Below are 13,705 nucleotides of genomic sequence, written 5' to 3' on the forward strand. Positions count from 1 at the left end.
TGGCCGGGCGAGCGGGCATGGCCCACCTCCCCGGCGGCAGTTACTTGAGCCCGGCCTTGCGCAACTCTTCGTCACGCAATTCGCGGCGCAGGATCTTGCCGACATTGGTCGTCGGCAGGCTGTCACGGAACTCGACCACTTTCGGCCGTTTGTAACCGGTGAGGTTATCGTGCATGTGCTTCATCACCTGTTCCTTGGTCAGGCTCTTGCCGGGTCGGGTCACCACGAACAGCTTGATCGACTCGCCCGAACGCTCGTCGGGAATACCGATGGCCGCACATTGCAGAACCTCGGGCAGCGTCGCCAGCACATCCTCCAGTTCGTTCGGATAGACGTTGAAGCCAGAGACCAGAATCATGTCCTTCTTGCGGTCGACGATGCGTATATAGCCATCTTCCTGGATCAGTCCGATATCCCCGGTCTTCAACCAGCCGTCGGCATCGAGCACTTCGGCGGTGGCGTCGGGGCGCTGCCAGTAGCCTTTCATGACCTGCGGTCCCTGCACGCACAGCTCGCCAATCTCACCCAGCGGCAGTTCGCGCCCTTCGTCGTCGATGACCTTGAACAGAGTCGAAGGCGCCGGGATACCGATGGTGCCGATCTGGATCTTCTGGATCGGATTGACCGATGCCACGGGACTGGTCTCGGTCAGGCCATAGCCTTCACAGACCGCACACCCGGTCACCTGCTGCCAACGCTCGGCGGTGGCGCGCTGCAAGGCCATGCCGCCGGAAATGGTCACCTTCAGCGCAGAGAAATCCAGCTTGCGAAAGCTTTCGTTGTTGCACAGCGCGACGAACAGCGTATTCAGGCCGACGAAACCGGTGAAACGGTACTTGCCCAGGTCCTTGATAAAGGTTGGCAAGTCCCTCGGGTTGGTGATGAGGATGTTGTGGTTGCCACACTGCATCATCGCCATGCAGTGAAAGGTAAAGGCGTAGATATGGTAGAGCGGTAGCGGCGCGATCAGCACTTCGCTGCCTTCATTCAGGTTGGAACCCATCAGCACCTTGCACTGCAGCATGTTGGCGATCAGGTTGCGGTGCGTCAGCATCGCGCCCTTGGCCACGCCGGTGGTGCCGCCGGTGTACTGCAACACGGCGACATCTTCGCCGTCAGGTTCGGCCTCGCGCACCGTCTGGCCATGCCCCAGGGCCATCGCCCGCAGGAAACCGATGGAAGACGGCAGGTCGTAGGCCGGCACCATCTTCTTCACATGCTTGACCACCGCATTGACCAGGAAGCGCTTCAGCGGCGGCAGCATGTCGCCGACCTCGGTCACGACGATGGTCTTGAGGCTGGTCCTGGGCAGGACCTGCTCGGCCAGGTGCGCCATGTTCGCCAGGCACACCAGTGCCTTGGCGCCGGAATCATTGAATTGGTGTTCCATCTCCCGTGCGGTGTACAGCGGATTGGTGTTGACCACCATCAGGCCGGCGCGCAAGGCGCCGAACACCACCACGGGGTATTGCAGGACATTGGGTAGCTGGACCGCGATGCGATCGCCCGGCACCAGGTCGGTGTGTTGCTGGAGATAGGCGGCGAAGTCTCCGGAAAGCCTGTAGAGCTCGCCATAGGTCAGGGTCTTGCCGAGGTTACTGAAGGCTGGTTTATCCGCGAAACGCTCGCAAGACTGCCGGAGCACGGACTGGATGTTCGGATATGTGTCTGGATCGATTTCGCTGGCAATACCGACGGGATACTTGTCCTTCCAGAAATTATCGGTCATGGAACCCACTCCTGAGAGACAGCTATTTCACCGCGCAAGCGGCGGCTGTTTTTTGTTGTTTGTCTGCGTTCTGGCAATGATTCCAGCCAAAAGTGACCCGAGGTTATCAGCTTTAAAACAGGGCGAATAGAGCCAAAACAAGAACAAAAAGACACTATATGACCATTAATAAACAATTAGTCACAAACCGATAAATGACAAAACCGCTCTGGAACGCGGCCCCCACCCAAAGGCATGCCACTGCATGCTCCATGGGACCGGAATACAGGGCAAGCCTCAGCCCTGTCCGGACAGGCGGCATCACCGGCAGGTCTGCGACCTCATATCAGACGCACGCCAGCACCCGGCAGACCGATGCGACTCGCCTTGCGACCTCAACAGCCCCTAGAATGCCGCCCCTTGGCGCAAGGTTCGGCCACCCCTGGCATGCTGTCGTAGCCTCGACGCCATATAGAACCGTACGAACGACCATGCCTGATCAGGATTCGGAAACAGCTATGAACACCCTCAGCAATACCCCCTACGCCGACCTGGAAGTCGGCCAGACCGCCACCTTCGACAAGACGGTCGAGGAACGCGATATCCAGCTGTTCGCCGCCATGTCCGGTGACCGCAACCCGGTGCACCTGGATGCCGACTATGCCGCCGGCACCCGCTTCAAGGAGCCTATCGCCCATGGCATGTTCAGCGGTGCGCTGATCAGCGCCGCGGTGGCCTGCACCATTCCCGGCCCTGGCACTATCTACCTGGGCCAGACCATTCGCTTCGTTCGCCCGGTCAAGATCGGCGATACCCTCAGCGTTCGCCTGGAGATTCTGGAAAAGCTGCCGAAGAACAAGGTGCGCATCGCCACCAACGTCTTCAACCAGAATGACGAGCAAGTGGTCGAAGGCGAAGCGGAAGTCCTGGCACCGCGCAAGCCGGAAACCGTCGAACTGAAGAACCTGCCGCCGATCAGCATCGGCTGAACCGAGGCCTTGAAGCCCCTTGGATTCCCGACACCCGGAAGCCTGTCCATGCCCACGACATTGCCGACCCTAGCCTTCGCGGGCATAGGCCTGATGGGCCTGCCCATGTGCCGACGCCTGCTGGCCGCGGGTTATTCACTGCGGGTGTGGAACCGCTCCGTAGAAAAATGCGCAGCGCTGCAGGCCCTCGGTGCGACGGTCGTGGAGACGCCCGCCCAACTCTGCCAGGCGGACATCGTCCTGCTGTGCCTGGCGGACACCCAGGCGGTGCGCGATGTGGTATTCGCCAGGGGCGGCATCGCCGAGGGCGCCCGCAGCGGGCAGATACTGGTGGATCACTCCAGCCTGGAACCGGGCGCCACCCGTGAAATGGCCGCCCGGTTGCTGGCAGACACCGGCATGCGCTGGGTGGATGCGCCGGTTTCCGGTGGTGTTGCCGGTGCGCAAGCCGGCAGCCTGGCGATCATGGCCGGCGGCCGCCATGAAGATATAGAGAGGGTCCGTCCTCACCTGCTCCGGCTGGGCGAACGACTCACGTACATGGGCGATGTCGGCGCCGGGCAGGTGGCCAAGGTCTGCAACCAGATGATCGTGGCCTGCAACGCCCTGGTCATCGCCGAAGTGGTCGCGCTGGCGGAACGTGCCGGCGTCGACGCCAACCTGCTGGCCCCCGCGCTGGCGGGTGGCTTCGCCGACTCCAGGCCGCTGCAGATACTTGCGCCACAGATGGCCAGCAGCGACTTCGAGCCGGTCAAATGGCATGTGCGCACCCTGCTCAAGGACCTCGACACCGCCGTCGGCCTGAGCCGCGCCGAAGGCTCCGCCACGCCCATGAGCGGCCTGGCCGCGCAGTTGATGCGCCAGCACGCCAGTCAGGGCAATCTGCAACGCGATCCCGCGACACTGATACAACTCTACAGGGGGAAGACACCGTGAAGCTTGCCGCCAACCTGTCCCTGCTGTTCACCGAATACCCGCTGCTCGAGCGTATCGACGCGGCCTGCGCGGCAGGTTTCGACGGCGTGGAAATCCAGTTCCCGTACGAAATCGCGGCGATACGCCTGAAGGAAAGGCTGGAGCGCGCCGGCCTGCCGCTGGTGCTAATCAACCTGCCCGCTGGCGACCTGATGGAAGGCGGCCCAGGCCTGGCCTGCCTGCCACAGCGCCGCGACGAATTCCGCCAGGCCCTGCGCGATGCCCTGGCCTACGCCGCCATGGCCCGACCGCTCTGCGTCAACGTACTCTCGGGGCGCCTGATCGAAGGCATCAGCCGCGAGCAGGCAATGCAGACCCTGGCCGACAACCTGCGCCGCTGCGCCAGCGAATTCGAGCTGCTCGGCATCCCGGTGCTCTGCGAAGCGATCAACCCGCTGGACATGCCACGCTTCCTTATCAACACCCCGGACGACCTGCTGGAAATACTCGAGCGCGTCGACCACCCCAACTGCCTGGCGCAACTGGATCTCTACCACCTGGAGCGCCAGGGGCTGGACATTCCCGCCAGCATCCAGGCACTGAATACACGCATCGGCCACGTGCAATTCGCCGACTGCCCCGGCCGTGGCGCCCCCGGCAGCGGCAACCTGGACTTCCGCCAAGCCTTGCAGGCCCTGGACGGCATCGACTACCAGGGCTGGCTCGGCGCCGAATACTGGCCCGGCCTCGACAGCACCCGGCAAAGCCTCGGCTGGCTGGCGGACTGGCGGGGATAGGCAGTAAGGCGGTCTAGGGTTTTTGGCATACACACGCCTACTGCTTGAAAGAATCCGCTCCCCCGCTAAACTGCGCGGCCCTTTTTCCGGCACCGGTGCACACCATGCAAACTCCATCGCCCGCCCGCGCCTGCGGCATCGACTTCGGCACCTCGAACTCGACGGTCGGCTGGTGGCGACCCGACGCCGGATCGCTGCTGGCCATGGAAGATGACCACGACACACTGCCCTCGGTGGTGTTCTTCAATTTCGAGGAGCGCCGCCCGGTCTACGGGCGCCAGGCACTGGCCGAGTACCTGGAAGGCTACGAAGGGCGGCTGATGCGCTCGCTCAAGAGCCTGCTCGGCTCGAAGCTGCTCAAAAGCGAAACCGCGGTGCTGGGCAGCGCCATGCCGTTCAAGGACATTCTCGGCCTGTTCCTCGGCGCCCTGAAGCAACGCGCCGAACAGCAGGCCGAGCGCAGCTTCGACGCCGTCGTGCTAGGGCGTCCAGTGTTCTTCGTCGATGACGACCCACAGGCCGACAAGGAGGCCGCCGACACCCTCGAAGGGGTGGCGCGCAAGCTGGGCTTCAAGGAGGTTTCCTTCCAGTTCGAACCCATTGCCGCGGCGTTCGACTACGAGTCCCGTATCGAGCGCGAGGAGCGCGTGCTGATCGTCGACATCGGCGGTGGTACGTCCGACTTTTCCCTGGTCCGCCTGTCCCCTGAGCGCCACCATCTGGACGAGCGCCAGCAGGACATCCTGGCAACCCGTGGCATCCATATCGGCGGCACCGACTTCGACCGGCAACTCAGCCTGCAAGGCGTGATGCCACTGTTCGGCTACGGCAGCCGCATGAAAAGCGATGCCCTGATGCCCACCAGCACCCACCTCAACCTGGCCACCTGGCACACCATCAACGCGGTCTACTCCCAGGCCTCGCTGCGCGCCCTGCAAAGCATGCGCTACGACATCGTCGACCCCACCGGCATCGACCGCCTCTTCAGGCTGGTCGAACAACGGGCCGGGCACTGGCTGGCGATACAGGTCGAGGACAGCAAGATCGCCCTCACCGAGCGCCCACGGCAGGACATCGACCTGCAGCGCATCGAACCCACCCTGCTGGCCCGGCTCGAACGCAGCACACTGGAGCAGGCCATCGCGCCGCTGCTGGAGCGTATCGGCACCTGCATCGACCAGTTGTTGAGCGATGCCGGCGTAGGTCATGGCGACGTCGACAGCGTCTTTTTCACCGGCGGTTCCAGCGTCATCCCGGCCTTGCGACAGTGCGTCGCAGACAGGCTGCCGCAGGCTCGGCACGTCGAGGGCAACCGCTTTGGCAGCATCGGCAACGGCCTGGCTATCGAAGCCAGGAAGCGCTACGGTTGATGCAACGCTGGCAACCGCCAGCGCACAGGCAGGAGCAGGCTTCCATGGCATACCAGCTACGTCCACGTTCATCCGTCAGCGCCCAGGTGCGCAAGGCCGCATGTGATCGTCTGGAGGCTGCAATCGACGCCCTGGCAGTGCCCCCGATGGACATGGGCGAAGGCATCCACCAGGCCCGCAAGCGGATCAAGGAACTGCGCGCCCTGCTGCGCCTGGTACGCACCCCGCTGGGTGCCACCTTCGAACTGGAAAACCAGCGCCTGCGCGACATCGCCCGGGACCTGTCGGAATCGCGCGATGCCACGGCCATGCTGGAAAGCTGGGACTTGCTGGCCCGGCACGTCGGCCAGCCCTTCGACAGCGAAGCCATGGGCCAGGTGCGGCGCCGCCTGCAAGCCCGCGCCGACACGGGCGAAGCGAGCAGTGCCGGCCTCGGCGTGGTCATCTCGGGTGTCCAGGCGCGTCTGCTGGAAGCCTTGCATGCGGTGCAGGGCTGGTCATTGAACGGCAAGGGCTTCGACCTGCTGGCCGACGGCCTGTACCGCGCCTACAAGGCAGGTGGACGCGAGCTGGCGAAGCTCACCGAAACGCCTGACGACGAAGGCTTTCATGAATGGCGCAAGCGCGTGAAGGACCATTGGTATCAGTGCCGCCTGCTCAGCCCGATCTGGCCGGGCTTGATGGAGCTGCGCTGCGAGTCCCTCAAGCAACTCGCCGAAGCCCTGGGCGACGAACACGACCTCTATATGATGCAACTGGCGCTGGCCCGAGAGCCGGCGCTGTTCGGCGACGAGGCCAACCGCGCCATCCTCGCACCACTGATCGAACAACGCCGCCAGGCCCTGCGCGACAGCGCCATGGCGCTGGGCCAGCCGCTTTACGCAGAGCCGCCCAAGGCGCTGGTCGAGCGTTTTCGCAACTACTGGAAAGACGCCCGCAAGCACCGCCCACTCTGAACCAAGGAACCCCATGCGCCCCGAGGACCTCGAACGCCTGCTGACCCAGACCATGCCCTACGGCAAGTACAAGGGGCGCGCCATCGCCGACCTGCCCGGTGACTACCTCAACTGGTTCGCCCGCACCGGGTTTCCCCGTGGCGATCTCGGCCAGTTGCTGGAACTGATGCACGAGATCGACCACAACGGCCTGTCGGCCCTGCTCGATCCGCTGCGCAGAAAGCAGCGGACATGACCGCTACGGCTGGCTCTCGGCAGTCAGCGCCTCGAGGGAAGGCTGCGCGTAGATCCCCACCTCCACCGCCAGTTGCATCACGCGCGGCAGGTCTTCGCGATAGACCAACACCACCTGCAACTCATCGTCCAGCGGCTCGCTGAAGTCCACCAGCACATACCCACCCTTCTCCGGATACAGGCTGCCCATCTGCACCTGGATGCGGTTGAGCGCCTTCAAGGACTCGGTCTTCAACAATTGCTTGGGCGTGAGCACGAAGCTCACGCTCTCGCCGAACGAGGCGACGATCTGGGCGAACAACTGCGCGTAGTCATCGGCCTGGAACAGCACGGTATCCGGCAGGCTACCGACAACGACCCACTCGCCGAGGGGAATCGGGAAATCCTCCCCGTAGTTGATGTCAGGGTTGGCCAGCAGGAAGGCCTGCTCGTCGGCATAGGCCTCGCTGGACTCGCCAGCGATGCGCAGAATGTCTTCTTCGCGCATGCAGCCCGAGCTAATCAGGCGAATCAGTTCGGTCAATTGGTCTTTCATGGTCATGGCCCTGGCAATCGAAGGCGGCAAGGATAACGGATCGGACACGACGCAGAGCGCGCCGTGATCACGCCCCATGCGGCCAAACCGCCTTTTCATGCACAATAGCCGCCAGAACAATGACGTCTAAAGATCGGGAGCATCGACATGCACAACGTCGTCATCAGCGGCACCGGCCTCTACACACCGCCCCAGAGCATCTCCAACGAAGAACTCGTGGAGTCGTTCAATGCCTACGTTCAGGCATTCAACCAGGAGCATGCCCAAGCCATAGCAGCCGGCACGCTACAGCCGCTGGCCGAATCCAGCGCGGCGTTCATCGAGAAAGCCTCGGGGATCAAGAGTCGCCATGTCACCGACAAGGCCGGCATTCTCGACCCGCAGCGCATGCGCCCGCACATCCCTGAACGCAGCAACGAGCAGTGGTCGATCCTCTGCGAAATGTCGGTAAAGGCCGCCGAAGAAGCACTGGCACGGGCTGGCAGGACGGCCGCCGACATCGACGGCGTCATCGTCGCCTGCTCCAATCTGCAGCGCGCCTACCCGGCCATCGCCATCGAAGTCCAGGCCGCCCTGAGCATCGAAGGCTTCGGCTTCGACATGAACGTGGCCTGCTCCTCGGCCACCTTCGGCATCCAGAACGCCGTCAACTCGATCCGCCTCGGACAAGCGCGGGCGATCCTCATGGTCAACCCGGAAATCTGCACCGGCCACATGAACTTCCGTGACCGCGACAGCCATTTCATCTTCGGCGACGCCTGCACTGCCGTCCTGCTGGAGCGGGCCGACCTGGCCGATTCGACGCACCAGTGGGAAGTGGTCGACACCCGCCTGGTGACCCGTTTCTCCAACAACATCCGCAACAACTTCGGCTTCCTCAACCGGGCCGACGAAGCCCATGCCAACGACGCAGACAAACTCTTCGTGCAGGAAGGCCGCAAGGTGTTCAAGGAAGTCTGCCCGATGGTCGCCGACCTGATCGGCGACCATCTGCATCACAACGAGATTCCGGTCGAGACGGTGCGCCGCTTCTGGCTGCACCAGGCCAACCTGAGCATGAACCACCTGATCGTGCGCCGCCTGCTGGAGCGCGATGCCAGTGAAGACGAAGCGCCAGTGATCCTCGACACCTACGCCAACACCAGCTCGGCCGGTTCGGTGATCGCCTTCCACAAGCATCAGGACGACCTGCCGGCCGGCAGTGTCGGCGTGCTCAGCTCATTCGGTGCCGGCTATTCCATCGGCAGCGTGATCCTGAAGAAACGCTGACGCCTGCGCGCACGGGTCACTGCCCACCACTGACGACGGCCTCGTCCACCGCCAGTGCCGCGGGCAGGCGCTCGTGCAGCAACTCCACCCAGGTCTTGATCTTCGCATCCAGGTACTGCCGCGACGGGTACAGCGCATAGACGTTGAGCCGCTGCAGCCGATATTGCGGCAACACCCGCACCAGGCTGCCGTCGCGCAGTCCGGCGATGGCCGAGTAGACCGGCAGTACACCGATCCCCATGCCATGGCGGATCGCCTCGGTCATGCCATCGCCGACGTTCACCTGGAACGGCGTATTGTGCAGCGGTACCATCTCCTGCCCGTGCGGGCCATCGAACAGCCATTTGTCCAACGACAGCACCGGGCTCAGCAACCGCAGGCAGTCGTGCCCGGCCAGGTCCGTCAGGGTCTGCGGCTGGCCTCGCTCGGCCAGGTAGGCCGGCGAGCCGCAGAGGATGCTGTAGGTCTTGCCGATACGGCGGGAGATCAGCCCCGAGTCGGGCAACTCCGAGGCCACCACCACCGCGACGTCATAGCCTTCGTCGAGCAGGTCCGGCACCCGGTTGGCCATGGTCAGATCGATGCTGACCTCGGGAAAGCGCCGGCGGTACTCGGCAATGGCGCCTATCACATAGTGCTGCCCGATGCCGGTCATGCTGTGGATACGCAGCCGTCCGGCGGGGCGGGCATGGGCATCGCCCGCTTCCGCCTCGGCATCCTCGACATAAGCCAGGATCTGCTCGCAGCGCAGCAGGTAGCGCTCCCCCGCCTCGGTCAGCGCGATGCGCCGCGTGGTGCGATTGAGCAGGCGCGCCCGCAGATGCGCCTCCAGGCTGGCGACCCCACGGGATACCTGCGCCACGGTGGTATCCAGTTGCCTGGCGGCGGCGGTGAAGCTGCCCGTCTCCGCGACGCTGACGAAGACGCGCATGGCTTGCAGGGTGTCCATCGATGTTCCCCCGGGAAGTCGAGAAGTCTCTGACAGGCATGACCACCCGATTGTTGCGAAATCGGTAATGAACCATCGCCATCTGCCCCGCTTATATGCGCCTCGCATAGTTTTTACAATTTGTTTCCGTGAGACCTGACGTCCCGCCAGAAGGACGATCATCTGGAGCCTGAGCGTGTTGCCACCTGTACGACGCAAGCTGACATTGATCAGTATCTTTGTCGTTTCCTCAATAATTTCCGGCTGTATCAGCAGTAGTGGCATCGCACCCGCCGAACGCCCGCTCGATGCCGGGCATTTACTCACCGACCAGGCCATCGAGCGCGCCAGGCAGGATGCCGGCTGGCCAGCGGTGCGCTGGTGGCAAGCCTATGGCGACCCCCAACTGGACACCTGGGTCGAGCGCGCCCTGCGCGGCAGCCCGACCCTGGCGGAAGCCACGGCACGAGTGCGCCAGGCAATCGCCCTGGCGGGTGTCGCCGAAGCGGCGGAGTCGCCCCAGGTCGATGCAACGACGAACCTGCAGCGCCACCACTGGCCGACCGACTACTTCTATGGTCCGGGCGACCTGGGCAACACCACCAGTTGGAACAACCAGGCCGCGCTGGGCCTGAGCTATGCCCTGGACTTCTGGGGTCGTGAGCGCAGCGCCAGCGAGCAGGCCCGCGCCAGCGCACGGATGGCGGTCGCCGAAGCACGGGCGGCGCAACTGGAGCTGGAAGGCAATATCGTCCGTACCTACGTGACCCTGGCACTGCGCCATGCCGAACTGGACATCGCCCAGGCCATGCTGGCGCAGCAGCAGGAAATGCTCGAACTGGCCGAGAAACGCCTGGCCGGCGAACTGGGCACTGAACTGGAAGTCAGCCAGGCACGGGTCGCCATTCCGGAAACACACCGGCAGATCGACGCGCTGGAGGAGTCCATCGCGCTGGCCCATAACCAGTTGGCCGCCCTGGTCGGCCTGGGTCCAGGCGCCGGTGCCACGCTGCGCCGCCCAACCCTGCGCCTGGCCGGTGTCTCCGGTCTGCCCTCGCACCTGCCCGCCGAACTGCTTGGCCGGCGCCCGGATGTCGTGGCCAGCCGCTGGGGCATCGCGGCAGCGGCCAAAGGGGTGGATGTCGCCCAGGCCGACTTCTATCCCAACGTCGACCTGCTGGCCAGCGCCAGCTTCAATTCGGTCAGTGGCGGCCTGCTGGAATTCTTCAAGGGCAGCAAATCCAACTACAGCATCGGCCCGGCGGTCAGCCTGCCGATCTTCGACGGCGGGCGCCTGCGCAGCCGGCTGGGCGCGGTGACGGCGGACTACGACGCGGCGGTGGCGCGCTATGAGCGCACCCTGGTCGGAGCCTTGAAGGATATTTCCGACCAGTTGATCCGGCTGCACTCGGTCGAGCAACAAGCGCGGTTCGCCCGCCAGGCAGAACAAGCAGCGAGCGACACCTACCAGATCGCCCTGGAAACCTACGCAGGCGGCCTCAGCGACTACCTGGACGCCCTGCAAGCCCAGACGCGCCTGTTCCAGCAGCAGTTCATACGCCAGCAGGTCGAAGCCGCCCGCCTGATGGCCCGCGCCGACCTGGCGCTGGCACTGGGCGGCGGCCTGGAGATGGCGACGCCGGCAGAGGCCGAACTGACGCCGGAGCGCCTGGCGGTGAAGCCATGAACGCCAGCCTGGCGACCCTGCGCAGTGCCTGCCTGGAATGGGCACGGATCGACGGCGTGAACTGGGTCTACATCCTCAAGGTGCTGACGGCAGCCTTCCTGACCTTGTGGCTGGCCATGCGCCTGGAACTGCCCTCCCCGAGCACCGCCTGCGTCACGGTATTTATCGTGATGCAACCGCAGAGCGGCCAGGTCTTCGCCAAGAGTTTCTACCGGCTGATCGGCTCCTGTATCGGCTTGAGCGTCATGCTGGTGCTGATCGCCCTGTTCGCCCAGGAGCGGGTACTGTTCCTGCTCTGCGCGGCACTGTGGATCGGCCTGTGCACCGCCGGGGCCGCGCGCTTTCGCGACTTTCGCGCCTACGCCTGCGTGCTGGCGGGCTACAGCGCCACGCTGATCGGCCTGCCGGCCACCACCCACCCGGAAGACGCCTTTATGCAGGCCGTCTGGCGCCTGCTGGAAATATCCCTGGCGGTCGGCTGCACGGCGCTGGTCAGCGCCCTGTTGTTCCCCCGCTCCACCGCTGCGGCGATGCGCAATGCCCTCTATGTACGCTTCGGCGCCTTCGCCGGTTTCATGCTCGACTGCCTGGGCCGCCAGCTCGACCGCGAGGCGCTGGAGCGACACAACCTGCGCTTCGTCAGCGAAGCGGTCGGCCTGGAGGCGATGCGCAGCGCCAGCGTGTTCGAAGACCCGCACATGCGCATGCGCAACCGTCGGCTGGCGCGTATGAACAGTGAGTTCATGAGCCTGACCACGCGCTTCCACGCCTTCAGCCAGTTACTCGAACGCCTGCGCGAACAAGGGCGTGAAGCCCTGCTCGAGCAGATACGCCACTGCGCCAAGCCATTCATCGCGCTGCTCGGCCCGTTACGCGACAAGCCGCTGACGCCGGAAGGCGCCAGTGCGCTGGCCGTGGAGCTGGAGCGCATGAGCGAGCGGCTGCGCCAGGACATCCGCGAAGTCCGCAGCGAGCTGGGCGACATGCCGCCAGAGGCGCTGCTGGACTTCAACAGCTGCGTCGAACTGCTGTTCCGCCTGCTCGACGACCTGCACGCCTATGCACTGACCCACGCCTCCCTCGGCAGCCACCGGCATGAGCGCGAGCAGTGGCAGGAGACCTTCCGCACCAACGTCAACGGCCTCGCGGCACTGGTCGCCGGTGTGCGCGCGGGTCTGGTGATCCTCGCCTTCGGCAGCTTCTGGATCGCCAGTGCCTGGCCCAGTGGCGGCATATTCTCGCTCAACGCGGTTGCGGTCATGGCGTTGATCTCCAGCTCTCCGGCACCGGCCCGTACCGCCTGGCAGATGGCGCTCGGCACCGCGTTCGCGAGTGTCGCCGGGGTCATCATCGGTCTGTTCGTGCTTCCGCAAATCGACGGTTTCGTGTTGCTTTGCGTGGTCATCGCACCGGTCCTCGCCCTGGGCGCGCTGCTCTCCATACGCCCGGCGTGGGCCGGGTACGGACTGGGCATCCTGGTGTTCTTCAGCCTCGGCTCGATTCCCGCCAATCACACCGAGTTCGACCCCGCCGGCCTGATCAACAATTACATCGCCCTGGTGCTGTCGATGAGTATCGTCTCGGCGATCAGTGCGGTGCTGCTGCCGCCCAACAGCCCGTGGATGTGGCGCCGCCTGGAGGGTGACCTGCGGCGGCGCATGACCTACGCGGTGAGCGCGCCGATGCACAACCTTGCCACCGGCTTCGAGAGCGCCACCCGCGACATTCTCATGCAAGCCTATGGCCTGTCCGTGCGCGATCCTGGCGTCCAGCGTCAATTGCTGCGCTGGACCTTCCTCGTACTGGAGATCGGCCGCGCCGTGATCGAATTGCGCCGCGAGCAGGAGCGCCTGACGCAGGCGCCCTGGCAACCCGGCATACGCGCCCTGGGTCGTGCGCTCATCCGCCTGTTCGAGAAGCCCGACGCGGGCAACCGGCTACGAGCGCTGGCGTCGGTGCAGCAGGCCATCGATCTGGCCCAGCAGGACGTCGAGGCGGAGGCGATTCCCTTCGACCAGGCGCCGGTGCGGCGCACGCTGAGCTACCTGCATTTCATCCGCTCATCCCTGCTCGAACCGCAATCGCCCCTGCCGCCGATGGAGGCCCGTCATGCCGCGTGAAATCGCCCTGTCCGGGGTTTACCTGCCCAGCCTGACCCTGCTGCTGCCCCTCGCCCTGCTCCTCACCTGGGGCCTCGACCGACTGTTCGCCCGACTCGGCCTGTATGGCTTCGTCTGGCACCCGGCGCTGCTGCGTACCAGCCTGTTCGGCTGCCTGTATGCCGGCATGGCGCTGTTCATCTATCGCTGACCGTGAG

At 64.7% G+C, this 13,705-nt stretch carries 13 protein-coding genes; 10 read left to right on the plus strand and 3 right to left on the minus strand.

Going from position 1 to position 13,705, the window contains the following annotated elements; genetic code table 11:
• Positions 1-40: 40 nt before the first annotated feature.
• Complete coding sequence (gene fadD1, locus HW090_RS06020) at positions 41-1,729, minus strand: long-chain-fatty-acid--CoA ligase FadD1 (RefSeq protein ID WP_179112628.1); 1,689 nt, start codon at positions 1,727-1,729, stop codon at positions 41-43.
• 497 nt (positions 1,730-2,226) lie between these two features.
• On the opposite strand from fadD1, the gene HW090_RS06025 reads away from it, so the two are divergent.
• The 6 genes from HW090_RS06025 to HW090_RS06050 all read left to right on the plus strand — a co-directional run bounded on the left by HW090_RS06025 (position 2,227) and on the right by HW090_RS06050 (position 6,970).
• The gene (locus tag HW090_RS06025; RefSeq protein WP_179112629.1) at positions 2,227-2,697 is read left to right on the plus strand and encodes a MaoC family dehydratase; all 471 of its coding nucleotides are present in this window, start codon (positions 2,227-2,229) and stop codon (positions 2,695-2,697) included.
• Between the two features lie 48 nt (positions 2,698-2,745).
• Positions 2,746-3,633: an NAD(P)-dependent oxidoreductase gene (locus HW090_RS06030; RefSeq protein WP_179112630.1), complete on the plus strand. Its 888-nt coding sequence runs from the start codon at positions 2,746-2,748 to the stop codon at positions 3,631-3,633.
• The gene (locus HW090_RS06035) at positions 3,630-4,409 is read left to right on the plus strand and encodes a hydroxypyruvate isomerase family protein (RefSeq protein ID WP_179112631.1); all 780 of its coding nucleotides are present in this window, start codon (positions 3,630-3,632) and stop codon (positions 4,407-4,409) included. The genes HW090_RS06030 and HW090_RS06035 overlap by 4 nt, the downstream gene beginning before the upstream one ends.
• A 104-nt stretch (positions 4,410-4,513) precedes the next feature.
• Positions 4,514-5,779, plus strand: coding sequence for an Hsp70 family protein (locus tag HW090_RS06040; RefSeq protein ID WP_179112632.1), 1,266 nt, complete (start codon positions 4,514-4,516; stop codon positions 5,777-5,779).
• A 44-nt stretch (positions 5,780-5,823) separates the two neighbouring features.
• Positions 5,824-6,735, plus strand: coding sequence for a CHAD domain-containing protein (locus HW090_RS06045; protein ID WP_179112633.1), 912 nt, complete (start codon positions 5,824-5,826; stop codon positions 6,733-6,735).
• Between the two features lie 13 nt (positions 6,736-6,748).
• Positions 6,749-6,970: a DUF3820 family protein gene (locus tag HW090_RS06050; RefSeq protein ID WP_179112634.1), complete on the plus strand. Its 222-nt coding sequence runs from the start codon at positions 6,749-6,751 to the stop codon at positions 6,968-6,970.
• Between the two features lie 3 nt (positions 6,971-6,973).
• On the opposite strand, the gene HW090_RS06055 is transcribed toward HW090_RS06050, so the two are convergent.
• Complete coding sequence (locus HW090_RS06055) at positions 6,974-7,504, minus strand: hypothetical protein (protein ID WP_179112635.1); 531 nt, start codon at positions 7,502-7,504, stop codon at positions 6,974-6,976.
• Between the two features lie 147 nt (positions 7,505-7,651).
• On the opposite strand from HW090_RS06055, the gene HW090_RS06060 reads away from it, so the two are divergent.
• Entirely contained in the window at positions 7,652-8,773 is a 1,122-nt protein-coding gene (locus tag HW090_RS06060) for a beta-ketoacyl-ACP synthase III (RefSeq protein WP_179112636.1), read from the plus strand.
• A gap of 16 nt (positions 8,774-8,789) precedes the next feature.
• Here the strand turns inward: HW090_RS06060 and HW090_RS06065 are convergent, their stop codons facing one another.
• Positions 8,790-9,722, minus strand: coding sequence for a LysR family transcriptional regulator (locus HW090_RS06065; RefSeq protein WP_179112637.1), 933 nt, complete (start codon positions 9,720-9,722; stop codon positions 8,790-8,792).
• A gap of 175 nt (positions 9,723-9,897) precedes the next feature.
• Between HW090_RS06065 and HW090_RS06070 the strand changes: the two genes are divergently transcribed.
• From HW090_RS06070 to HW090_RS06080, 3 genes are read left to right on the plus strand one after another with little or no spacing between them, the layout of a single operon-like run.
• Complete coding sequence (locus HW090_RS06070) at positions 9,898-11,388, plus strand: efflux transporter outer membrane subunit (RefSeq protein WP_373416367.1); 1,491 nt, start codon at positions 9,898-9,900, stop codon at positions 11,386-11,388.
• Entirely contained in the window at positions 11,385-13,508 is a 2,124-nt protein-coding gene (locus HW090_RS06075; protein WP_179112638.1) for an FUSC family protein, read from the plus strand. Before HW090_RS06070 ends, HW090_RS06075 begins: the two co-directional genes overlap by 4 nt.
• Positions 13,498-13,698: a DUF1656 domain-containing protein gene (locus HW090_RS06080; RefSeq protein ID WP_179112639.1), complete on the plus strand. Its 201-nt coding sequence runs from the start codon at positions 13,498-13,500 to the stop codon at positions 13,696-13,698. Before HW090_RS06075 ends, HW090_RS06080 begins: the two co-directional genes overlap by 11 nt.
• Positions 13,699-13,705 lie beyond the last annotated feature (7 nt).

Origin of the sequence: Pseudomonas sp. ABC1, assembly GCF_013395055.1 — a bacterium.
GTDB lineage: Bacteria > Pseudomonadota > Gammaproteobacteria > Pseudomonadales > Pseudomonadaceae > Stutzerimonas.

Bases quoted from the DNA above. Each gene is read 5' to 3' on its own strand.
- HW090_RS06075 (WP_179112638.1), top strand. From the start codon at position 11,385: ATGAACGCCAGCCTGGCGACCCTGCGCAGTGCCTGCCTGGAATGGGCA.
- HW090_RS06050 (WP_179112634.1), top strand. From the start codon at position 6,749: ATGCGCCCCGAGGACCTCGAACGCCTGCTGACCCAGACCATGCCCTAC.
- HW090_RS06060 (WP_179112636.1), top strand. From the start codon at position 7,652: ATGCACAACGTCGTCATCAGCGGCACCGGCCTCTACACACCGCCCCAG.
- HW090_RS06030 (WP_179112630.1), top strand. From the start codon at position 2,746: ATGCCCACGACATTGCCGACCCTAGCCTTCGCGGGCATAGGCCTGATG.
- fadD1 (WP_179112628.1), bottom strand. From the start codon at position 1,729: ATGACCGATAATTTCTGGAAGGACAAGTATCCCGTCGGTATTGCCAGC.
- HW090_RS06040 (WP_179112632.1), top strand. From the start codon at position 4,514: ATGCAAACTCCATCGCCCGCCCGCGCCTGCGGCATCGACTTCGGCACC.
- HW090_RS06025 (WP_179112629.1), top strand. From the start codon at position 2,227: ATGAACACCCTCAGCAATACCCCCTACGCCGACCTGGAAGTCGGCCAG.
- HW090_RS06045 (WP_179112633.1), top strand. From the start codon at position 5,824: ATGGCATACCAGCTACGTCCACGTTCATCCGTCAGCGCCCAGGTGCGC.
- HW090_RS06065 (WP_179112637.1), bottom strand. From the start codon at position 9,722: ATGGACACCCTGCAAGCCATGCGCGTCTTCGTCAGCGTCGCGGAGACG.
- HW090_RS06055 (WP_179112635.1), bottom strand. From the start codon at position 7,504: ATGAAAGACCAATTGACCGAACTGATTCGCCTGATTAGCTCGGGCTGC.
- HW090_RS06080 (WP_179112639.1), top strand. From the start codon at position 13,498: ATGCCGCGTGAAATCGCCCTGTCCGGGGTTTACCTGCCCAGCCTGACC.